The organism is Pseudooceanicola nanhaiensis DSM 18065 (assembly GCF_000688295.1).
In the GTDB taxonomy this organism is placed as follows: Bacteria; Pseudomonadota; Alphaproteobacteria; order Rhodobacterales; family Rhodobacteraceae; genus Pseudooceanicola; species Pseudooceanicola nanhaiensis.
Map to the genome: position 1 here is coordinate 102,858 of NZ_JHZF01000015.1, position 21,721 is coordinate 124,578.

Genomic DNA, 21,721 nt, shown 5'->3' on the forward strand with positions numbered 1-21,721 from the left:
GAAATGGACAGGTCCGATCATAAACTTGACAGGTATGAACATTTCGTGGAATCGCTAGGTGGCAGACCAGGAGGGTCCGATGACCGCCGATCCACTTCTCCAGCCGTTCCAGCTGAAGCACCTGACGCTGAAGAACCGCCTGATGATCACCAGTCACGAGCCCGCCTATCCCGAGGACGGGATGCCGAAGGAGCGCTATCGCGCCTACCACGCCGAACGCGCGCGCGCCGGTGTCGCCCTGACGATGACCGCGGGATCGGCTTCGGTCTCGCGCGACAGCCCGCCGGTCTTCAACAACATCCTGGCCTGGAAGGACGAGGTCGTCGGCTGGATGAAGGCGCTGACCGACGCGTGCCACGATCACGGCTGCGCGGTCATGATCCAGCTCACCCACCTTGGCCGCCGGACCCGGTGGGACAAGGCCGACTGGCTGCCCGTGGTCTCGGCCGGACACGAACGCGAACCGTCGCACCGGGCCTTTCCCAAGCGGGCCGAGGACTGGGACATCGCCCGTATCATCACCGATTACGCGGATGCGGCGGAGCGGATGAAGGCCGCGGGGCTCGACGGGATCGAGCTTGAGGCCTACGGGCACCTCATGGACCAGTTCTGGTCGCCGCTGACCAACGATCTCGACGCCCCCTACGGCGGCAGCCTCGAGAACCGGCTGCGGTTCACCTTCGACGTGCTCGGGGCGATCCGGGAGCGCTGCGGCGCCGACTTCCTCGTCGGTGTCCGCTACACCGCGGACGAGGACGTGCCGGGCGGGCTGACGAAACAGGACGGGCTCGAGATTTCGCACCGGCTGAAGGACAGTGGGATGGTCGATTTCCTCAACGTCGTGCGGGGGCATATCGACACGGATGCGGCCCTCACCGACGTCATCCCGGTGCAGGGCATGCGGAGCGCGCCGCATCTCGATTTCGCCGGAGAGATCCGTGCGGCGACGCGGTTTCCGACATTCCACGCCGCCAAGATCCAGGATGTCGCGACCGCCCGGCACGCCATTGCCAGCGGCAAGCTGGACATGGTCGGCATGACGCGGGCGCACATGGCCGACCCGCATATCGTCGCCAAGATCATGCGCGGGGAAGAGGACCGCATCCGCCCCTGCGTCGGCGCGAACTACTGCCTCGACCGGATCTACCAGGGCGGCATGGCGCTCTGCCTGCACAATCCCGCCACGGGCCGGGAGCTTGAGCAGCCGCACGAGATCGCCCGCGCGGAGTCGCGGCGGAAGGTGGTCATCGTCGGGGCCGGGCCCGCAGGGCTCGAAGCCGCGCGGGTCGCCGCGTGCCGCGGTCACGAGGTGATCGTCCACGAAGCCGCCCCGCAGGCCGGCGGGCAGGTCCGGCTCACGGCGCTGACGCCGCGCCGGGCCGAGATGATGCAGCTGATCCAGTGGCGGCTGTCCGAATGCGACCGGATGGGCGTGACCATCCGCTACAACAGCGTCGCCGATGCCGGGACGGTCCGGGACGACGCGCCGGATGTCGTGATCGTCGCGACCGGCGGCCTGCCGCATACGGAGGTCCTCGCGGACGGCAACGATCTGGTGGTCTCCGCGTGGGACATCCTCTCGGGCGATGTGAAGCCGGGCGAGAGCGTGCTGATCTACGACGACGCCGGCGATTATCCCGCGCTTCAGGCCGCCGAGCTGATTTCGGGCAGCGGCGCGCGGGTCGAGCTGATGACGCGCGACCGCAACATCTCGTCCGAGGTGATGGCGATGTCGCTCACCCCGGCCATGCGCCTGTTGCAGGCCCGCGACGTGACCTTCACCGTGACGTGGAAGCTTGATGCCGTGCGCCGCGAGGGCAACCGGCTGATCGCGGAGATCGGCAGCGATTACGGCGGGGTGCAGCGCGAGCGGGTGGTCGATCAGGTCGTCGTCAATCACGGGACGCGCCCGCTGGACGAGCTCTATTTCGACCTGCGCGCCGGATCGACCAACCTGGGCGAGGTGGATTACGACGCACTGATCGAGGGCCGGAGGCAGGAGCTGCTGCGCAACGCGGACGGGCGCTACCAGCTTTTCCGCATCGGCGACGCCGTGGCCGCGCGCAACACGCATGCGGCGGTCTACGATGCGCTGCGGCTGCTCAAGGCGGTGTGAAGGTCGGACGGGGGGCGCGAAGGCGCGGTCGGTTCAGAAGGACCGAGGGGCCGTCTAGCTGCTTTTCTCCTCGGGCTCCTGCTTAACGTCGAGGTCCCGGTAGGCGTTCGGATCGTAATCCTCGGGGTCGTAGGCTTCCTGGTCGTCGGCGATCCCGGTGACGTGGGTCGTCCCGGTCTCCTCGTTGTAGACGAGGCCGTAATTCGCGCGTCCGTCGGACTTGTACCGCAGGTACTCGTGGACGGCGGCGTAGATGAAGGCCAATGCGAAGGGCAACAGGATGAGCGCGGCGATCACCTGAGCTTCCATGGCGGGGCTCCTTTGTGGTCTTCGGATCGGCAGGCGGCCCCGGGGTGCCGGAGCGTCGTCGGGCCTGCCCGGGTATGTCCTTGTGTGGGGCGCATGAAACTGGCCCGAAATCGGGCGTTGTCAACCGTTTCGCCGGACCCGGCGCCTGTCTGGCAAGGCAATGGCCTTGCATGGGGCGCAACTTTCCTGCGGCCGTCCGGAGAGGCTTGAGGCGGGCGCCCCGGCGCGAAGGCGCGCAGGACGCCGCACCGCAATGATGTCAGCCGGCTCTCCGCGCCGCCCTCACCCCACGAGGCGGGAGGGCACCTTTCGTCCCGCCGTGAGCCCCCGGACCTTCTCGACGATCGCCTCGGCGTCGATCCCGTGCACCCGGTAGAGATCGCCGATTGTGCCGGTCTGGCCGAAATGCTCGACCCCGAGCGGCACCGTCACGTGACCGGCGACCGAACCGAGCCAGCCCAGCGTCGCGGGGTGCCCGTCGATCACCGTGATGATCCGGCAGTCGCGGGGCAGGGGGGAGAGCAGCCGCTCGGCCAGCGACTGCGCCTCCTGTCCCCGCGCGCGGGCGCGCTGCGCGGCGGTCCAGCCGGCGTTCAGCCGGTCGGCGGAGGTCACCGCCAGCACGCCGATGTCCCGGCGGAATTCGCCAAGCAGACCGGCCGCCCGGATCGCCTCGGGCGCGACGACACCCTGGTAGGCGATGACGACCTCGCAGTTCGGGCCGGGCTTGCGCAGCCAGTAGGCGCCGTCGATGGCACCCTGCCGCCAGTCCGGATCGGGGCGCGGGCCCGGCTGCTCGATCGGGTTGGTCGAGAGCCGCAGGTAGACCGACCCGCCGGTCTCGTCCCTGAGCCAGGTCCGTTCGTCAGGATCGCCCTCGCCGTCGCGCTGGAGGTAGTCGAAGGACCATTCGAGGATCGCGGCGAGCTCGTCCGCGAAGGCGGGCTCGAAGGCGGCGAGGCCGTCCTGGCTCATCCCGATCAGGGGCGAGCCGATGGATTGGTGCGCGCCGCCCTCGGGCGCCAGGCTGACGCCCGAGGGCGTGCCGACGAGCAGGAAGCGCGCGTCCTGGTAGCAGGCATAGTTCAGCGCATCGAGCCCGCGCGCCACGAAGGGGTCGTAGACCGTCCCGATGGGGATCAGCCGCCGCCCGAAGAGCGAATGGGACAGGCCCGCCGCACCCAGCATCAGCATGAGGTTCATCTCGGCGATGCCGAGCTCGAAATGCTGGCCCTCCGGCGCGAAGTCCCATTTCGCGGTCGAGGGGATCTTCTCCTCCCGGAAGGTATCCGCCTGCGCCTCGCGCGCGAACAGCTTGCGGCGGTTCACCCAGGGGCCGAGCGACGTCGTGCCGGTCACGTCCGGCGACATGGTGAGGATCCGCTCCGCCAGGGCGCTGTCGGTGCGGCCGATCGCGTCCAGCAGCTTGCCGAAGGCCATCTGCGTCGCGATCTCGGCGTCCTTCGGCAGGGGGATCTCAGGCACCGCGATCCGGGCGTCGCTGAAACGGCGCGGCCCCTCGGCGAAGAACGGCACGCGGGACAGCCAGTCGCGGAAGGCCTCCGGGTCCTCGACCGTGGCGAGGGGCTCCCATTCCTCGCCCTCGGGCACGCCCATGTGCGCCTGCCATTCGGCCATCTGGGCGGTCGTCATCAGCCCGCCGTGGTTGTCCTTGTGCCCCGCGATCGGCGTGCCCCAGCCCTTGATCGTGTAGGCGAGGAAACAGGTCGGCCGGTCGTGGTCGATCGCGGCGAAGGTGTCCGCCATGGTCTGGACGCAGTTCCCGCCGAGGTTCTCCATCAGCGCGGCCAGTTCCGCATCGCTGCGCCGTTCGATCAGCCGGCTCACCGGACCCTGATCGCCGAGATCGTCGAGCAGCCGTTTCCGCCAGACCGCGCCGCCCTGGTAGGTCAGCGCCGAATAGAGCTGGTTCGGGCAGCTGTCGATCCAGTCGCGCAGCGCATCGCCGCCCTCTTCCTCGAAGGCGGCCCGCTGGAGCGCGCCGTATTTCACCCGCACCACGTCCCAGCCGAAGGCGTCGAAGATCTTCTCGATCCGCTGCCAGAGCCCCTCGCGGATCACCCCGTCAAGCGACTGGCGGTTGTAGTCGATGATCCACCAGGTGTTGCGGAGGCCGTTCTTCCAACCCTCCTGAAGGCATTCATAAACGTTGCCCTCGTCCAGCTCCGCATCGCCGACGAGCGCCACCATCCGGCCCAGGGGCACGTCGCGGCCCCAAGCCTTGGCGGCGATGTAATCCTGCGTCAGCGACGCGAAGGAGGTGATCGCCACGCCAAGACCGACCGAGCCCGTGGAGAAATCCACGTCGTCGATGTCCTTGGTCCGGCTGGGATAGCTCTGGACCCCGCCGAGGCCGCGGAAGGCCTCCAGCTTCACGCGGGTCGTGTTGCCCATCAGGTACTGCATGGCGTGGAAGACCGGCGAGGCATGCGGCTTGACCGCCACCCGATCCTCCGGCCGCAGCGCGGAGAAATAGAGCGCCGTCATGATCGACACCATCGAGGCCGAGCTGGCCTGGTGTCCGCCGACCTTGATCCCGTCCACCTTGGGCCGGATGTGGTTGGCGTGGTGGATCATCCAGTGGGACAGCCACAGCAGGCGCTGTTCGGTCAGCTTCAGGGTCGACGTCATTCATTCCTCCTCGGGATCGCGCGGAGTATCTCACGCACCGCTTGGCGAGTCCTTCCAAATGTGATTGCCTTTGGTGCCTGCGGTAGAGATAAATGGCGCCATCCTGCAGGACCGTGGCGGAAACTCTCGTGATAGATAAAATTGATAGCGACATCATGCAGGCGCTTCTGGCCAACGGACGCGCGTCGATCAACGAGATCTCCGAAAGCGTCGGGTTGAGCCAGACCCCCGTCGCGCGCCGGATCCGACGGCTGGAACAGGCGGGGATCATCACCGGCTACACCGCGCTGGTCGACGAGGCCGCGCTCGGGTTCGGCGTCTCCGTCTTCGTCTCGGTCAAGCTCGACCGGCAGGTCGACGAGGCGCTCGAGACCTTCGAGGCCGCGGTCACGGCCTATCCGGAGGTCGTCGATTGCTGGCTGATGACCGGCAGCCGCGACTACCTGCTGCGCATCGCCACCGAGAGCCTGAAGACCTTCGAGGTCTTCCTCGTCGGCAAGCTCACCAAGGTGCATGGCGTCGCCTCCATCGAAAGCTCGATCCCGTTGCGGCGCGTCAAGGCGGGGTTGTCGCGGGCGGTCTGAGCAGCGCCGCCGGGCGGCCACGTCAGGCCGTCCGCAGCGCGATCCGCACCGGGCCCTGTCCTGCATCGCGGGGCCAGAGCGTTTCCCCCTCCGCTGCGCCCTCCGCCGCCGCGCCAGGCCGGAGCGCGACCGTGACCAGCAACGTCAGCCCCTCGTGCTGCCGGGTGAAGGAGAGCTGACCCGGCGCGGCCTCGGCGGGCGCATAGCTGCCTTCGAGGAAGAGCGCGGGCCGGTCACGGCGCAGCCGCAGCAGGGTCCGGGTCAATGCGAACTTGTCGCGCGCCGGCCCCTGCGGCAGCGCATCCGGCGCCTCCAGCGCGCGCCGGAGCAGGTCGAAATCCACCGGGCGGCGGTTGTCCGGGTCGGTCAGCGTCCGGGTGATGATCTCGGCGCCCTGGTAGATGTCGGGAATCCCCGGGATCGTCAGCTTGAGCGCCACCTGAACCAGCGACAGCTGCGCGGCGATCTCCGCAAGGGCGGCAAGGCCCTCCTCCGTCTCGGCAAGCGCCCGGGCGAAGCCCGTGGCGCGGTCCTCCACGGCGGCGTCGGGGGCGGTGTGGTAGGTCGCCTCCTTGGCTTCGCGCAGCGCCTTCACCGCGTGATCGGCCAGCCGCTCCGCCGCGGCCTCCGCCTCCGGCCCGAGCGCGAGCCGCGATTGCGAGAGATACCATTCCGTGCCCGGGTCCAGCCCCTCGGGCGCCTGCGCGGCGCATCGGGCCATCCACGCGTCGAAGGCCGCGGGCGCATGGGTGGCGGCGATCAGCATGGTGCGCGCGTCCTCGGACCGCTTGGTGTCGTGCGAGGAGGTCAGGACCATGCCATGCGGCATCTCCTCGGCGCGCTGCGTCATCAGCGCATGGAACGACGCGGTATCGAGCGCGCCGTCGTCGGGCTCTCCGCCGACCTCGTTCATCGAAAGCAGCCGGGTCTCGCGATAGAAGGCGGTGTCCTCCTGCGCCTTGGCGGCCACCGCGCCGGTCACCTGCTGCATCCGGACGCGCAAAGCATCGGCGGCGGGGCCTCGGGCCGTGAGCGCGGCGCCGAGCGCCTTGAGCGCGTCGCCCACGGGCAGCGGGGGGCGGATGCCGTCGATGGTGTCCGCGATCAGGCGCAGGTCCTCCTCGGGCTGCGCATCCGCGGTGAGGTAGGTGCGGTAGCGGGGGAAGGCGGTGATGTATTCGACGATGGCCTGCCGGGTGGCTTCGGGCCCCAGCTCCTCGCCCTCGGGCGTGCCGTCCAGCACGGCGCAGAACAGCCGGTGCAGCGCCCAGAGCTCGGCCGACAGGTCCTGCGTCAGCACCTGCCGCTTCGCGTCGGCAAGCACGTCGTGGAACGGGGCGGTGCGGCCCGTGGCGGCGCGGAACGCCTGCGTGATGTGGTCAAGCCCCTCGGGCGCCGCGAGGACCCGGTCGAAGACGCGGGTGATCTCGTAGCCCGTCGTGCCCTCGACCGGCCAGGACGGCAGGCGCTCGTCGCCGGTGAGGATCTTCTCCACCCAGACCGGATGGTCGGGCACCCGGGCCCGCAGCTTGTCGAGGTAGCCGGCCGGATCGGCCAGCCCGTCGACGTGATCCACCCGGATCCCGTCGACGATCCCGGCCTCCGTCAGCTCGAAGAGCAGCCGGTGCACGTCCTCGAAGACCGCCGGGTCCTCGACCTTCACGCCGATCAGCCCGGTGACGTTGAAGAAGCGGCGGTGCGAGAGGCTGTCCATCTCGGTGCGCCAGTACACCGCGCGCCAGGGCTGTTCTTCGTGCAGAGCGGTGATGGCCCCCGGATCGTTCCGGGCCGCGGCGAGGGAGGGCGTCTCGGCCAGCGGGATCCGCAGCCCGCCGGTCACCAGCACCGGGCCGTCGGCATCGTCCTCGACACGGAAAGCGCCGTCGGCGGCAAGCGCGTGGAACGGCGCGGGCAGCCACGGCAGGCGCAGGCGGTCGGCCGCGATGTCCATGTCGAAATGCCCGGCATAACGGCTCTCGCGCCCGTGACGCAGGACGTCGCGCAGCCACGGGGTTTCCGGCGCGAAGGCCATGTGGTTCGGCACGATGTCGAGCACCAGCCCCAGCCCCTCGGCCTTCAGCGCGGCCGAGAGGCGCTCCAGCCCGGCGCGCCCGCCGAGCGCGGGGTCGATCTCGGTCGGGTCGGTGATGTCGTAGCCATGGGTCGAGCCGCCGGTCGCGGTGAAGAGCGGCGAGGCATAGAGATGGCTGATCCCGAGCCCGGCCCAGTAGGGCGCGAGCCCCGCGGCGCGGTCGAAATCCATCCCGTCGCGGAATTGCAGGCGATAGGTGGCGGTCGGCAGGGTCACGATGCGCTCCTTTCGGGCCGCGGCCGTTCGGCCCGCATCAGCGCGGTCACGCGGGCGAAGGCCGGGTGCTCGGGCAGATCCTCGATCCGCACGGGGCTGCGCGGCCGCCAGTTGGGATAGACGTCCACCGTTCCCGGCAGGTTCGTCGGCTCGGTCGGGCCGACGAGGTCGGCGAGCCGCACGCCGCAGAGCAGGCAGGGCGTCCGGGCGAGGAACCTGTGCGCGGCGTCGAGCGCCTGCTCAGGCAGGTCGGGCGCGGCGGCATCTGCGGTGCCCGCCGGCAGCCCGCCGTCGCGTTCCAGCGCGCGGAGCAGTCCCTTCCGCTCGCGCTCGCGATGCGCGGCGTGCAGTTTCGAGGTTTCCGGATCGACAAGCCCGTGCGCCTCGCGCAGGCCGATGTCGATGCCGCGCCACCAGGTGGCCATCACCGGCAGGTCGTGGGTCGAGATACAGGCCAGCGCCGAGGTCGGATAGCTCGCGGCGGCGGCGAAGCCGTCGTCGTCCTGTTCGAAATAGAGGATGCGGTAGGACAGGATGTTGGCCGTCTCCATCGCGTCGCGGAAGCCATCGGGAACGAAGCCCAGGTCCTCGCCGATCACCACGGCCTGCCGGGCGCGCGATTGCGCCGCGAGTTCGCGCAGAAGGTCGGCGAAGGGCTGGCGCAGGTGGGTCCCGTCCGCGGGCGGATGGTTTTCGGGGATCAGGAAGAGCTGCCAGAGCGCCATCACGTGGTCGATCCTGAGCGCCCCGGCATCGGCGAGCTGGGCCGCGATCATCTCGCGGAACGGCGCGAAATCGGCGGCGGCGAGCGCCGTCGGAGAGGGCGCGGAGAGGCCCCAGTTCTGGCCGGTGGTGGCGAACATGTCCGGCGGGGCGCCGATCGACAGGCCGGGCAGGGCCGCCGCGGCCCCGGACCAGGTGGAGGACCCGTCCATCGCCTCGCCGACCGCGAGGTCGAGGTAGAGGCCGATCCGCATGCCCGCCGCGCGCGCCGCTTCGGCGGCGGCATGGAGCTGGCGGCGCGTGATCCATTGCAGCCAGAGGTGGAAGGTCACGTCGTCCGCGAGCTCGGCCGCAAGCTGCGCGACCTCGGGGCTGCCGGGGCGGCGCAGGGCCGCGGGCCAGTCGCGCCAGCCGGGGCCGTGGCCGGCCGCCGTCATCCGGCCCGAGATCGCCTCGAAGACCGCGTGCAGCCGCAGCGCCTCTCCACCCTCCGCGACGAAGCTCTCGAAGCTGTCGCGGCTGGCGTCGGGGCCGAAGGGCTGCGTGTCGAAGGCGCCGCGCAGCGCGGCGAGCTTCGCCTTGGCGACGGCTGGGTAATCGACCAGCGTGTCGCTGCGCAGGGCCGCGGCGTCCTCGGGCTCCGCCGCTCCGGGCACGGCGTCCAGCGCGATGTAGAGCGGGTTCAGGAACCGCCGGTTCGAGGGCGAGAAGGGGCTCGCGCGGTCGGGCGCGGCGGTGAAGAGGGCATGCAGCGGGTTCACGCCCAGGAAATCCGCCCCCGCCGCGCCGCAGATGCGGGCCAGCCGTGTCAGATCGCCGAAATCGCCGATCCCGCAATTCCGGTCCGACCGCAACTCGTAGAGCTGGCAGAACACCCCCCAGCCGGGAGCATCGTCGAGCGAGGCGGGCACATGGCAGCGGGCACCCTCGGGCACCACCATCTCGGACGCCGCGGGCGCGCCGGACGGGGCGGCGTCGTGGTCCACGCCCAGCCCGTCGAGGATCAGGCGCAGCGTTTCGGCCGGGACGGGGCGCGGCGAGCCGGTGGCGAGGTCCCCGTAGGCGATGCTCATGCCGTGATGCGCGGCGAGCCGGTCGAGGGCGGCCCGCGTCGTCATGTCAGCTCCCGCAGGTAATGCGCCGCCCAGGGGCCGCTGTCCGGTCTGGCGCTGCGGTAGAAGCAGTCGCCCTGCGCCCGCGGCACCTCCGCGTCGCCCCGCCCGAGATCGGCGCGCAGGCTCAGCACCGCGCCGTTCAGCGTCCAGTCGATCGCGAGCACGCCGTCCTCCGCCATCAGCAGGCGCCCGGACTCCGGGCCCGCCCCGGCAAGATGCGGGACCACGCGGGCGGCCCGCAGCGCCAGCAGCCGCCGGGTCCGCTCGAGCGCGGCCTGTCCTTCGGGCGTGCCCCTGCGGCGGCGGTCGAGGCGCGAGGCAGTGAAGGTCGCGCGGTCGATCGGGTCGGGCACGGCCTCCTCGTTGAAGGCCGCGAAGCCCGCGAATTCGCTGCGGCGGCCCTTCGTCACCGCCTTGGCCAGATCGCCCTCGAAGCCGGCGAAGAACAGGAAGGGCCGGGTCTCGCCGTATTCGTCGCCCATGAAGACCATCGGGATGTGCGGCGACAGCAACAGGATCGACGTCAGCGCCTCGAGCACGGCCGGATCCGCGAGCGTGGACAGCCGGTCGCCCCGCGCCCTGTTGCCGATCTGGTCGTGGTTCTGCAGGAAATCGACGAAGGCGACGGGCGGCAGGTGGCCCGATGGCTCTCCGCGTCCACCCTGGCCCTTGATCGTGAACCCCTCGGTCAGCGCGGTGCCCAGGTGGTGCCAGGGATCGTCGGCGTAGGCTTCGTAATACCCCTCCGTCTCGCCGGTGGCGGCGACATGGGCCGCGTTGTGGAAATCGTCGTTCCATTCGCCGGAATAGAGCGGCACCGATCCGTCCCCCTCCCGCGCATGCAGGCGGGTGATGTTGCGGTTGTCCTCGGTGGTGAGGTGGATCGTCCGGTCCGGCAGGGCCGCCCGCAGCTCCCGCGCGAGCTCTTCCAGCAGGTCGGGGCGGGAGGGGTCGCGGATCTGGTCGATCGCGTCCAGCCGCAGCCCGTCGAAGCCGAACTCCCGCAGCCAGTAGAGCGCGTTCTCGATGAAGAAGCGGCGCACGGGGCCCTGCGTGTAGTCGATCCCCGCGCCCCAGGGCGTCTGGCGGTCGGGGTCGAAGAAGTCCGGCGCGTAGGCGTTGAGGTAATTCCCGTCCGGGCCGAAGTGGTTGTAGACGACGTCCAGCAGGACCATCAGCCCGGCCTCCTGCGCGGCGGCCACCAGCGCCCGCAGGTCCTCGGGCGTGCCGTAGCCGGGATGCGGAGCGTAGGGCAGGACGCCGTCGTAGCCCCAGCCCCGGTCGCCGCCGAACTGCGCGACGGGCATGATCTCGATCGCGGTGAAGCCCAGCTCGGCCAGCAGGGGCAGCTCGTCGATCGCGGCGCGGCAGGTGCCGGCATGGGTGAAGGTGCCGAGGTGAAGCTCGTAGATCACCGCCTCTTCCCAGGGCCGGCCATGCCAGACCTCGGGCGCCGCCGGCGCGGTCAGGACCGAGGCGCCGTGAACGTCGCCCGCCTGCCGCCGGCTGGCCGGATCGGGCACGACGCGCCCGTCGGGCAGGACATACGAATACGCGTCGCCCGCCGCGGCCTCGGTCACGAGGGAGAACCAGCCGTCGCTCTCGCTCTCCATCGCCAGATCGCGGCCTTCGAGCCGCAGGGTCAGCCCGGTCAGCCCGGGCGCCCAGAGCCGGAACCGCCAGCGGCCCCCGTCGAGGGGCAGCGCGCCCCAGCTGTAGGTCTCAGGCGTCATCCCGCGCCTCCAGCAGAACGAGCGTCCGCCCCGGCAGCTCCACGCTGCCGCGGTCTTCGCGGTTCGAGCGGGGATCGGCCAGCGCGCTGTCGGTGTCGACGAGACGGTGCCATACGCGGTCCGCGTCGCCCGGCAGCTGGAAGCTGCAGGGCTCATGATCCGCGTTCACCAGAAGCAGCACGCTGCCCTGGCCGGCGAGCTGGATCAGCAGGCCGGTGCTGCGGGCCTCGGGATCCTCCCAGTCGCCGGTGTCCATCGCACGCCCGTCGGGGTGCAGCCATCCGGCGCCACGCGCGGCGCCCGAGTCGGGCCGGTCGTGCAGGTAATAGGGCTCGGTGAAATGCGGCCGCGACTTGCGGATCTCGATCACGCCGCGGACGAAATCCTCGAACCCGTGGTCGCGGTCCTCGGACCAGTCCAGCCAGTTGATCTCACCGGGCTGGCAATAGGTGTTGTTGTTGCCGTCCTGCGTCCGGCCGTGTTCGTCGCCCATGAGCAGCATCGGCGTGCCCTGGCTCAGCAGGACCGAGGCGATCATGTTCCGCCGCTGCCGGTCACGGAGCGCATTGATTTCCGGGTCATCCGTCGGCCCCTCGACCCCGCAGTTCCAGCTCAGGTTGTGGTCGTGGCCGTCGCGGTTGTCCTCGCCGTTGGCCTCGTTGTGCTTGTGGTCGTAGCTGACGAGGTCCATCAGCGTGAACCCGTCGTGTGCGGTCACGAAGTTCACGCTCGCCCAGGGGCGGCGGCCGTCGTGATCGAAGGTCCCGGGCGAGCCCAGCAACCCGTCCGACAGCTGGCGCATCGTCCCCTCGTCGCCCTTCCAGAAGGCGCGCAGGTTGTCGCGGTAGCGGTCGTTCCACTCGGCCCAGACCGGGGGGAAATTGCCCAGCTGGTAGCCGTCCGGACCGGTGTCCCACGGCTCGGCGATCATCTTGACGGTCTGAAGCACCGGGTCCTGCCGGATCGCCTCGTAGAGGATGGCATCGCGCGAGAACGTCTCGCGCTGACGGCCGAGCGTCGTGGCGAGGTCGAAGCGGAAGCCGTCGACATGGCAGGTCTCGACCCAGTAGCGCAGGCTGTCCATCACCATCTGCAGCACGCGGCTGTTCGACAGGTTCAGCGAGTTGCCGCAGCCGGTGGTATCGTAGTAATGCCGCGGATCGTCGCCCAGCATGTAGTAGCTTGCGTTGTCGATGCCCCGGAACGACAGCGTCGGCCCCATCTCGTTGCCCTCGGCCGAGTGGTTGTAGACCACGTCGAGGATCACCTCGATCCCCGCCTCGTGCAGGCGGTGCACCATCAGCTTGAACTCGTTGGGATCGCCGTTCGGCGTCAGATAGCGCTGCGCGGGCGCGAAGAACCCGAGCGTGGCATAGCCCCACCAGTTGGCGAGGTCCTTCTCGAGCAGGTGGCCCTCGTCGTAATAGGCCTGCACCGGCAGCAGCTCGATCGCGGTGACGCCCAGATCGACCAGCCGGTCGATGGTGCGCGGATCGGCCAGCCCCTCGAAGGTGCCGCGGATCTTGTGCGGCAGGTCTTCCCGGCCGAGCGTCATGCCGCCGACATGGGCCTCGTAGATGATCGCCTCGGGCCAGCGCGTTTCCAGCCGCCGGTCGCTGCCCCAGGTGTAGGCAGGGTCGACCACGACACATTTGGGCATCACGAAGGCGCTGTCGCGACGGTCGAACGAGAGATCGCCCCGGGAATGTCCGACGCGGTAGCCGTGCATCGCATCGTGCCAGCGCAGGTTTCCCGAGTGTTGAAGCGCATAGGGGTCGAGCAGCAGCTTGTTCGGGTTGAAACGGTGCCCGGCCTCCGGCGCGTAGGGGCCGTGCACGCGGTAGCCGTAAAGCTGGCCGGGCCGGACCTCGGGCAGGTATCCGTGCCAGATCTGGTGCGAAAATTCGGGCAGCGTGATCCGCTCGATCTCGCGCCGGCCGCGGTCGTCGAAGAGGCAGAGCTCGACCTTGGTGGCATTGGCGGAGAACAGGGCGAAATTGGTGCCGCTGCCGTCCCAGGTCGCGCCGAGGGGGCGGTCGCTGCCGGGCAGGACGCGGCGGGTCGTGACGGCGGGTGAAGTTGGCATCTAAGGTCTACTCCGGCGCGATCACGATGGTCGCGAGTGGCGGAAGGCGGAAGGCGGCAGAGAAGGGCTGGCCGTGCAGCGGGGCGTCGGTCGCGTCGACCGGCGTGACATTTGCAACGCCCGAGCCGCCGTAAAGTTCGGCGTCCCCGTTCAGAACCTCGCGCCACGCGCCGCCGGAGGGCAGGCCGATGGTGTAGCCCTCGTGCACGCGCGGGGTCATGTTGCAGATCACGACCACGGGATCGGTGCCGTCGTGGCCCATGCGCAGGAAGGAGAAGACACTGTTCTCGGTGTCGCCGCCCTCGATCCAGCGGAAGCCTTCGGGGTCGCAGTCCCGTTCGTGCAGCGCACCGCGGGCGCGGTAGATCGCGTTCAGGTCGCGCACCCAGAGCCGCAGCCCCTCGTGCGCGGGATCGTCCAGCAGGTGCCAGTCGAGCGAGATGTCGTGGTTCCACTCCCGCTCCTGCCCGAACTCGCCGCCCATGAAGAGCAGCTTCTTGCCCGGATGGGTCCACATGAAGCCGAGGTAGGCGCGCAGGTTCGCGAATTTCTGCCAGCGGTCGCCCGGCATCTTCCCGAGAAGCGATCCCTTCCCGTGCACCACCTCGTCATGGCTGAGCGGCAGGACGAAGTTTTCGGAGAACGCGTAATGGATGCCGAAGGTCATCTCGTGGTGATGGTAGCGCCGGTGGATCGGGTCCTTCGACATGTATTCCAGCGTGTCGTGCATCCAGCCCATGTTCCACTTGAAGTCGAACCCGAGCCCGTCGTCCGGGACCGGGCGCGTCACGCCGGGCCATGCGGTGCTTTCCTCGGCGATCGTCAGGCTGCCGGGCGCGTAGCGCGCGGTCACCTCGTTCACCCCGCGCAGGAAGTCGATCGCATCGAGGTTCTCGCGCCCGCCGAAACGGTTCGGCACCCACTCGCCGGGCTCGCGCGAATAGTCGAGGTAGAGCATCGAGGCCACGGCATCCACGCGCAGCGCATCGACATGGTATTCCTTCAGCCAGAACGTCGCCGAGGCGCGCAGGAAGTTCGCGACCTCGCGGCGGCCGAAATTGTAGATCAGCGTGTTCCAGTCCTTGTGGAAGCCGAGCCGCGGGTCCTCGTGTTCATAGAGCGCGGTGCCGTCGAAACGTTCGAGCCCGTGCGCGTCCGAGGGGAAATGCGCGGGCACCCAGTCCACGATCACGCCAATCCCGGCCCCGTGCAGCCTGTCCACCATGGCGGCGAACCCCTCGGGCGGGCCGAAGCGCGAGGTGGGGGCGAACATGCCGATGGGCTGATAGCCCCAGGAGCCCGAGAAGGGATGTTCGGACACGGGCAGGAATTCGACATGGGTGAAGCCCATCTCGGTCACGTAGTCGATCAGCGCGCCCGCAAGCGTGTCGTAGTCGAGCATCTCGCCGTCGTCGCCGCGCCGCCAGCTGCCCAGGTGCACCTCGTAGATCGAGACGGGCGCGCTGCGTGCATCGGCGCGTTCCGCCATCCAGCCGTCGTCGGTCCAGGTAAACGAGGGCAGCCCGGCCACGACCGAAGCTGTGGCCGGCGGCAGCTCTGCCGCGAAGCCCACGGGGTCCGACTTCAGCGGCTGCACGTGGCCGTAGGCGTTCAGCACCTCGTACTTGTAGATTTCGCCCGCGGCGAGACCGGGAACGAACAGCTCCCACACGCCCGAGGCGCCGCGGCGGCGCATCGGGTGGCGACGTCCGTCCCAGGCGTTGAAATTGCCCACGACGCTGACGCGCCGGGCATTGGGCGCCCAGACGGCGAAGGTGACGCCCTCGACGCCCTCATGCGTCACCGGGTGGGCGCCGAGGCGGCGATAGAGCTCTTCGTGCCGCCCCTCGGCCAGCAGGTATTCGTCCATCTCGCCCAGCACGGGGCCGAAGGCGTAGGGGTCGATGCGATCCCATTCATGGCCGTCCCGGCGGCAGCGCAGGGTATAGGCGAAGGGCTTCTTCTTCTCGGCGAAGCTGGCGTGGAAGAAGCCCTCGGGGTGGATCATCTCCATCGGGCCGAGCGGCTTGCCCTTGCGGTCGAGCACCTCGATCTCGCGCGCATCGGGGGCGAAGACGCTCAGCGTGATGGCCCCGCCGCCCGGGCGGTGCGGGCCGAGCACGCGGAACGGATCGCCGTGCTGGCCGCGCAGGATCGCCTCGATCTCGCCGGCGTCCGGGGCGGTGTGGGGCATTTCGGGCCGGTTCATTGCAGGTCCTCCCCGCCGCCTGCCAGGTCGAGCAGCCCGCGCAGCGGGATGTCGACCCAGTCGGGGCGCATTGAAAGTTCATAGCCGACCTCGTAGGCCGCCTTGCGGATCAGGTAGAGGTCCAGCAGCCCCTGTTCGGCCTCGGCGCTGTCGGGATGCACCGAGGCGCCCGCCATGCCCTCGCGGTAGGCGGCAAGGAAGGCGTCCGCGGTCGCGCGGCGCCATTCCGCCGTCGCCTCGCCGGTCATCGTGGTGTCCGCGCCCAGCTCGGCCCGGCGGCGCATGGTGGACCAGAAGGCGTAGTCGAAGCTGCGGAGCATCCCGGCCACGTCGCGCAAAGGCGCATGGCGGGCACGGCGTTCCTCAAGCGAACTCACCGGTTCGCCCTCGAAATCGATGATGCGGACATCGTTGCCCGTGACCAGCACCTGCCCGAGGTGGTAATCGCCGTGGATGCGCGACAGGCCGCCCGACGGGGTCGCGGCACCCAGCCGGGCCACCCGGTCCTCGAGCGCCGCGCGCCGGTCCAGCACCTGCCGGGCGAGGGTCTTCGCCGGCTCCCCGAGGGTCGGCAGCGCGTCCTCGAGCCGGTCGAGATGGGCGGTGGTGTCGCGCAGGCTCTCCGCGACCAGCGTCTCAAGCGTGTCGGACTGGATACGCACCATGCCGAAGCCGTCCTCGACCGTGCCGCCCGACAGGGCGCGGTGCATCTCGGCGGTGCGGCGCCCGAGCACGGCCCCCAGATCGAGCGGTCCGCCCAGCATCCCCTCGGCGGGCTCGCCCGGCTGGCTGTCGGCAAGGTCCGCCCGTTCGAGATCACGGAGCAGCATCTCGGTCACGTAGGTCCAGGCGTCGCCCTGGTTGCGCACGAACTCGAAGGCCGCGGCCAGCGTGGTGCGCACGCCATCGGCGCCTTCCAGCTCGATCGTGCCCAGAAGAGCGGGCGCGGCGGCGAAATCGGTCTGTTCCGTCAGGAAGCGCCCGATCTCGATATCCGGTTGTATCCCCTCGAAGAGGCGGCGGTAGAGCTTGAGGATCAGCGTGTCGCCGAAGGCGATCGAGGTGTTCGACTGCTCGGCCGCGATCTGGCGCGGCTCGCTGTCGGCGGTGATGTCCTCCAGCCCCTTGAGCGGGGTGAAGGTGATCCGGCCCGCCTCGGTTTCGAGGCTGCGGCCCGCGCGCAGGGCGGCGATGATGTCCTGTGCGAAGCTCTCGTCGCTGCCGCTGTCGAGCATCGCGCCGACGCGGTTCACGCGGCGCAGCTTGGCGAGCGTCGCGGGCAGGCGCGGCGACATGGTCAGCGCGTCTTCGCCCCAGCTGGCCGAGAGCGGCAGGAAATAGCGCTGCGCCTCGCCGTCCGCTTCGACCTCGGCGATGGCGAGGAGGTGGCGCCCGTCGTTCATCTCGGCCAGCTGGTGCAGCTTCACGTCGTCGAGCTCGGACGCCTTGGCCGCGAACCAGCGCTGCAGCGGCAACCACTCGGAGAGCGTGTCCGACCGGAACAGGCGGGCGGAGCGGTCGGCCAGCGCGGTCGACAGCCGCCCGTCGCGGGTGGTCAGCGTCAGGAAGTCCGGCAGCATCTGCGCATAGGGCGTGTGCCACGTGGGCGCGTCGTGCTCTTCGGTCAGGACGAACCAGTAGAAGCCGTAGGCGGGCAAGGTGGTGAGATAGGGCAGTTCCCCGATCGGCGGGAAGGGCGACTGGCCGGTCAGCTCGATCGGCACCCGGCCGCGAAATTCCTTCAGGTCGATCTCGGCCGCCTGCGCCTGACGCGAGAGGTTCGCTACGCAGAGCACGGCCGTGTCGCCGAGCCGGCGCAGGTAGGCCAGCACCTTGCGGTTGCGGGGATAGAGGATCTCGATCTCGCCGCGCCCGAAGACGTCGAGCGTCTGGCGCACGCCGATCATCCGCTTCATCCAGTTCAGGAGCGACGAGGGCGAGCTCTGCTGCGCCTCGACGTTGATCGCCTCGTAGCCGTAGACCGGGTCCTGGATCGTCGGCAGGTAGAGCTGCTGCGGGATCGCGCGGGAGAAGCCGCCGTTGCGGTCGGCGCTCCATTGCATCGGGGTCCGCACGCCGTCGCGGTCGCCGAGGTAGTAATTGTCGCCCATCCCGATCTCGTCGCCGTAATACATGATCGGCGTGCCGGGCATCGACAGCAGGAGCGAGTTCAGCAGCTCGATCTTGCGCCGGTCGTTCTGGAGAAGCGGCGCGAGGCGGCGGCGGATCCCCATGTTGATCCGCGCCCGCTTGTCGGCGGCATAGACGTCCCAGAGGTAATCGCGTTCCCGGTCCGTCACCATCTCGAGCGTCAGCTCGTCATGGTTGCGCAGGAAGATGCCCCACTGGCAATCCTCGGGGATCTCGGGCGTCTGGCGGATGATGTCGGTGATCGGATAGCGATCCTCCTGCGCCAGCGCCATGTACATCCGCGGCATCAGCGGGAAGTGGAAGCCCATGTGGCATTCGTCGCCCTCGCCGAAATAGGGGCGGGTGTCCTCGGGCCACTGGTTGGCCTCGGCCAGAAGCATCTTGCCGGTGTAATGCTTGTCGAGATCGGCGCGGATCGCCTTCAGCACGTCGTGGGTTTCGGGCAGGTTCTCGTTGTTCGTGCCGTCGCGCTCGACGAGGTAGGGGATCGCGTCGAGCCGCAGCCCGTCCACGCCCTTGTCGAGCCAGAAGTGCATCGCGTCGAGCACCGCCTCCATCACGGCGGGGTTGTCGAAGTTGAGGTCCGGCTGGTGGTCGAAGAACCGGTGCCAGAAGAACTGTTCGGCCACCGGGTCCCATGTCCAGTTGCTGTCGTGGGTGTCGTTGAAGATCACCCGCGTCTGGTCCATCCACTTGCCCGGATCGTCCGACCAGACGTACCAGTCGCGCTCGGGGCTGCCCTTGGGGGCATTCCGGGCGCGCTGGAACCATTCGTGCTGGTCCGAGGTGTGGTTGATGACGAGCTCGGTGATCACCCGGAGGCCGCGCCGGTGCGCTTCCTCGACGAAGCCCTCGAAATCCTCCATCGTGCCGTAGGAGGGGTTGATCGCCTTGTATTCCGCGATGTCGTAGCCGTCGTCGCGCAGGGGCGAGGGATAGAAGGGCAGCAGCCAGACGGTGTTGGCCCCCAGCTCCTGCACGTGGTCGAGCCGCGTCATCAGCCCCTTGAAGTCGCCGATCCCGTCGCCGTTGCTGTCCGCAAAGGCCTTCACGTGAAGCTGGTAGATCACCGCGTCCTTGTACCAGTCGGGCGCGTTCGAAAGCTGCTCGCCATCGGCGAGCCTGGGGTCGGGCCGGTTCATGCGGTGTCTCCGGGAGGGGTAAGTTTCCAGACCGCGTAGGGCCGGGTGTGGGGGTCGAGGGTCAGCCGGTGGTCCCTGGCGTGCCATGTGAAGCTGTTGCCGTGTATCAGGTCCTTCACCTCGATCGAGGCGTCGGCGGGCAGGCCGAATTCCCAAAGCGGCACCTCGAAACCGAATTCGGCCGGGCGCAGCGGGTCGATCAGCACGTGGAAGAGGACGTAGCTGCCGGTATGCCGGTCGAACCGGCCGTAATAGAGCACCTCGTCATGGTAGGCCGTGAAGAACCGCAGGTTGGTGAAGTCCTTCATGGCCGGTTCGCTCCGGCGCAGCGTGTTGATGAAGGTGACGTCGTCGCGGATCGAGGCGGGATCGTCGAAATCGCGGTGCTTCAGCTCGTATTTCTCGCTGTCGACGTATTCCTCGCGGCCGGGCAGGGGCGTGCCCTCGCACAGCTCGAAGCCCGAATACATCCCCCAGTTTCCGACCAGGGATCCTGCCATGATGACCCGCGTGCGGAATCCGGGCCGGCCGGAGGTCTGGTTGAAGATCGGGTTGATGTCGGGCGTGTTGGTGAAGAAGTTCGGCCGCATGTAGTCCCGGCAGTTCTCCGTCGTCAGCTCGGTCAGGTACGCCGTCAGTTCTTCCTTCGTGTTGCGCCAGGTGTAGTAGGTGTAGCTCTGGTCGAAGCCGAACTTGGCGAGGCGCTTCATCACCTTCGGGCGGGTGAAGGCCTCGGACAGGAAGATCGTGTCGGGATGGCGGGCCTGCACGTCGGCGATCAGCCATTCCCAGAAGGGGAAAGGCTTGGTGTGGGGATTGTCCACGCGGAAGACCAGCACGCCGTGACCGGCCCAGAAGAGGAACAGGTCCCGGATCGCCTCCCACAGCGGGACATTCGGGACGTCGTCGTCGAGATAGTAGCGGAAGTTGACGATGTCCTCGTACTTCTTCGGCGGGTTCTCGGCATACTTGATCGTGCCGTCCGGGCGCCGCTCGAACCAGTCGGGATGCTCGGCGATCCACGGGTGGTCGGGCGAGGCGTTGAGCGCGATGTCCATCGCGATTTCGAGCCCGTGCTCCGCGGCGGCGGCGATCAGCGCCTCGAAATCCTCCATCGTGCCCAGTTCGGGGTGGAGCGCATCCATCCCGCCCTCGGACGACCCGATGGCATAGGGAGAGCCGACATCGCCCGGCTCGGCCTTGAGCGTGTTGTTGCGGCCCTTGCGGTTGGTCTGCCCGATCGGGTGGATCGGCGGGAAGTAGAGCACGTCGAACCCCATGCCGGCGACGTAGGGCAGGTGGTCGATCACGTCCCGGAAGGTGCCGTGCCGGTCGCCGGGGCCGATCGAGCGGGGGAAGAGTTCGTACCAGGCCGAGAAGGCGGCGCGCTCGCGCGAGACGCGGACCTCCTGCCCCCGTGACCGGGTGAGGCTGGCGCGCGGGCCGTTCGCGGCCATGTAGTCGCGGGTCTCCTCGGACAGGATCGTGTCCATGTCGCCGCGCTTGGCGGCGCTGCGCAGGGCCTTGATGCGATCACCCTCGCCACGCCGCGCCTTCATCCCGGCCAGCATGATCGAGAGCTCCTGCAACTCGACCGAGACGTCCTGCTGCGCGCCGAGCTTCTTCAGCGTGTCGCGCCGCCAGGTGGCGAAGACGTCGCGCCAGGCGACGACATGAAAGCGCGCCGGCCCCGGCTTGCCGAAGCGGACATCCGCGCCCCACATGTCGTTGTCGATATGGCGCATCCGCGCCTCGGTCCCGTCGTCCAGCACCACCGCCGCGGCAATCACCTCGTGCCCGTCGCTGAAGATGTCGGCGCTCACGCGCACGGGCCAGCCCGACACGACCTTGGCCGGGTAATCCCCGTCCTCGACCCGCGGCCGCAGGTTCTCGATGACCACGCGCTGCTGCGCCAATTCGGTGATGTTGTCCGTCACGTGCACGCCCTCTCCGGCTTGGCCCGGGCAAACCGGGCGTCCACCCCGGTGAACCTTCGGGTCCCGTTTTCGTTCCAGCAGCCTGACGGCGGTCCTCCGCGCATCTCAGGCGTTTCCTTCGAGATCATCGACGACCATCGAGCGGGCGCGCGCCACGCGGCTCTTCACCGTGCCGATGGCGCAATGGCAGATTTCCGAGCTTTCCTCGTAGCTGAGCCCCAGCATGACGACGAGGACGAGCGTCTCGCGGTAATGCTCGGGCAGGCGGTTCACCGCGGCCATCAGCTCGGTCCCGCGCACGGTCCATTCCTGCGTCGGCTGCGAGATCACCTCGCCGGAAACGCAGTCCTGGGCGCCGGTGGTCTCTCGCGCGCGCTTGGCCCAGTTCGAATAATGCGTGTTGCGCATGATGGTGAAGAGCCACGCGCGCAGGTTGGTGCCGGCGTGGAACAGCTCGGCCCGTGCGATCGCCTTGGTCAGGGTTTCCTGCACGAGATCGTCGGCATCGTCGGGATTGCGCGCAAGCGATCGGCCATAGGCGCGCAGCGCCGGAATGAACGTGACGACCTGGTCCGATACAAGGGTTCGATGTTCGCCGTCGGGCATCCGGAACGATCCTCGCGCGTGGGGTAGCGCGGCACGCCGGAGGCCTCTTG

General features: G+C 69.2%; 12 protein-coding genes. 2 read left to right on the forward strand and 10 right to left on the reverse strand.

The genetic code is table 11. The annotated features are described in order from the left end of the window. Nucleotides 1-79: 79 nt before the first annotated feature. Nucleotides 80-2,116, forward strand: coding sequence for an NADH:flavin oxidoreductase (locus Q344_RS0118860; protein WP_028288145.1), 2,037 nt, complete (start codon nt 80-82; stop codon nt 2,114-2,116). A gap of 54 nt (nt 2,117-2,170) precedes the next feature. Here Q344_RS0118860 and Q344_RS0118865 read toward each other — a convergent pair whose 3' ends face one another. Both Q344_RS0118865 and Q344_RS0118870 read right to left on the reverse strand, forming a co-directional pair. Continuing rightward, nucleotides 2,171-2,425 carry a hypothetical protein gene (locus tag Q344_RS0118865; RefSeq protein ID WP_028288146.1) on the reverse strand — a complete coding sequence of 85 codons (255 nt, stop codon included), beginning with the start codon at nt 2,423-2,425 and terminating at the stop codon, nt 2,171-2,173. A 282-nt stretch (nt 2,426-2,707) separates the two neighbouring features. Then, entirely contained in the window at nt 2,708-5,077 is a 2,370-nt protein-coding gene (locus Q344_RS0118870; protein ID WP_028288147.1) for a transketolase, read from the reverse strand. Between the two features lie 131 nt (nt 5,078-5,208). On the opposite strand from Q344_RS0118870, the gene Q344_RS0118875 reads away from it, so the two are divergent. Beyond that, nucleotides 5,209-5,661 (forward strand): Lrp/AsnC family transcriptional regulator, encoded by a 453-nt coding sequence (locus Q344_RS0118875; protein WP_370283602.1) that lies wholly within the window; start codon nt 5,209-5,211, stop codon nt 5,659-5,661. A gap of 22 nt (nt 5,662-5,683) precedes the next feature. Here the strand turns inward: Q344_RS0118875 and treY are convergent, their stop codons facing one another. From treY to Q344_RS0118915, 8 genes are all read right to left on the reverse strand, one after another. Beyond that, nucleotides 5,684-7,969 (reverse strand): malto-oligosyltrehalose synthase, encoded by a 2,286-nt coding sequence (gene treY / locus Q344_RS0118880; protein ID WP_028288149.1) that lies wholly within the window; start codon nt 7,967-7,969, stop codon nt 5,684-5,686. Then, nucleotides 7,966-9,810, reverse strand: coding sequence for a 4-alpha-glucanotransferase (gene malQ, locus Q344_RS0118885; RefSeq protein WP_028288150.1), 1,845 nt, complete (start codon nt 9,808-9,810; stop codon nt 7,966-7,968). Before malQ ends, treY begins: the two co-directional genes overlap by 4 nt. Beyond that, nucleotides 9,807-11,540: a malto-oligosyltrehalose trehalohydrolase gene (gene treZ / locus Q344_RS0118890; RefSeq protein WP_028288151.1), complete on the reverse strand. Its 1,734-nt coding sequence runs from the start codon at nt 11,538-11,540 to the stop codon at nt 9,807-9,809. Before treZ ends, malQ begins: the two co-directional genes overlap by 4 nt. Next, the gene (gene glgX, locus Q344_RS0118895) at nt 11,530-13,626 is read right to left on the reverse strand and encodes a glycogen debranching protein GlgX (protein ID WP_051630846.1); all 2,097 of its coding nucleotides are present in this window, start codon (nt 13,624-13,626) and stop codon (nt 11,530-11,532) included. Before glgX ends, treZ begins: the two co-directional genes overlap by 11 nt. Nucleotides 13,627-13,633: 7 nt before the next feature. Continuing rightward, on the reverse strand, nt 13,634-15,835 hold the full coding sequence (gene glgB, locus Q344_RS0118900) for a 1,4-alpha-glucan branching protein GlgB (RefSeq protein ID WP_051630847.1): 2,202 nt from the start codon (nt 15,833-15,835) through the stop codon (nt 13,634-13,636). Beyond that, complete coding sequence (treS, locus tag Q344_RS0118905; RefSeq protein ID WP_028288154.1) at nt 15,832-19,128, reverse strand: maltose alpha-D-glucosyltransferase; 3,297 nt, start codon at nt 19,126-19,128, stop codon at nt 15,832-15,834. Before treS ends, glgB begins: the two co-directional genes overlap by 4 nt. After that, nucleotides 19,125-21,065, reverse strand: a complete 1,941-nt coding sequence (locus Q344_RS0118910; RefSeq protein WP_051630875.1) for an alpha-1,4-glucan--maltose-1-phosphate maltosyltransferase — start codon at nt 21,063-21,065, stop codon at nt 19,125-19,127. Before Q344_RS0118910 ends, treS begins: the two co-directional genes overlap by 4 nt. Before the next feature lie 105 nt (nt 21,066-21,170). Continuing rightward, nucleotides 21,171-21,671: a sigma-70 family RNA polymerase sigma factor gene (locus Q344_RS0118915; RefSeq protein WP_036539979.1), complete on the reverse strand. Its 501-nt coding sequence runs from the start codon at nt 21,669-21,671 to the stop codon at nt 21,171-21,173. Between the last annotated feature and the right edge of the window lie 50 nt (nt 21,672-21,721).

Coding starts and splice junctions, on each gene's coding strand:
- Q344_RS0118915 (WP_036539979.1), bottom strand. CDS start 21,671: ATGCCCGACGGCGAACATCGAACCCTTGTATCGGACCAGGTCGTCACG.
- Q344_RS0118860 (WP_028288145.1), top strand. CDS start 80: ATGACCGCCGATCCACTTCTCCAGCCGTTCCAGCTGAAGCACCTGACG.
- treS (WP_028288154.1), bottom strand. CDS start 19,128: ATGAACCGGCCCGACCCCAGGCTCGCCGATGGCGAGCAGCTTTCGAAC.
- treZ (WP_028288151.1), bottom strand. CDS start 11,540: ATGACGCCTGAGACCTACAGCTGGGGCGCGCTGCCCCTCGACGGGGGC.
- malQ (WP_028288150.1), bottom strand. CDS start 9,810: ATGACGACGCGGGCCGCCCTCGACCGGCTCGCCGCGCATCACGGCATG.
- glgX (WP_051630846.1), bottom strand. CDS start 13,626: ATGCCAACTTCACCCGCCGTCACGACCCGCCGCGTCCTGCCCGGCAGC.
- glgB (WP_051630847.1), bottom strand. CDS start 15,835: ATGAACCGGCCCGAAATGCCCCACACCGCCCCGGACGCCGGCGAGATC.
- Q344_RS0118865 (WP_028288146.1), bottom strand. CDS start 2,425: ATGGAAGCTCAGGTGATCGCCGCGCTCATCCTGTTGCCCTTCGCATTG.
- Q344_RS0118870 (WP_028288147.1), bottom strand. CDS start 5,077: ATGACGTCGACCCTGAAGCTGACCGAACAGCGCCTGCTGTGGCTGTCC.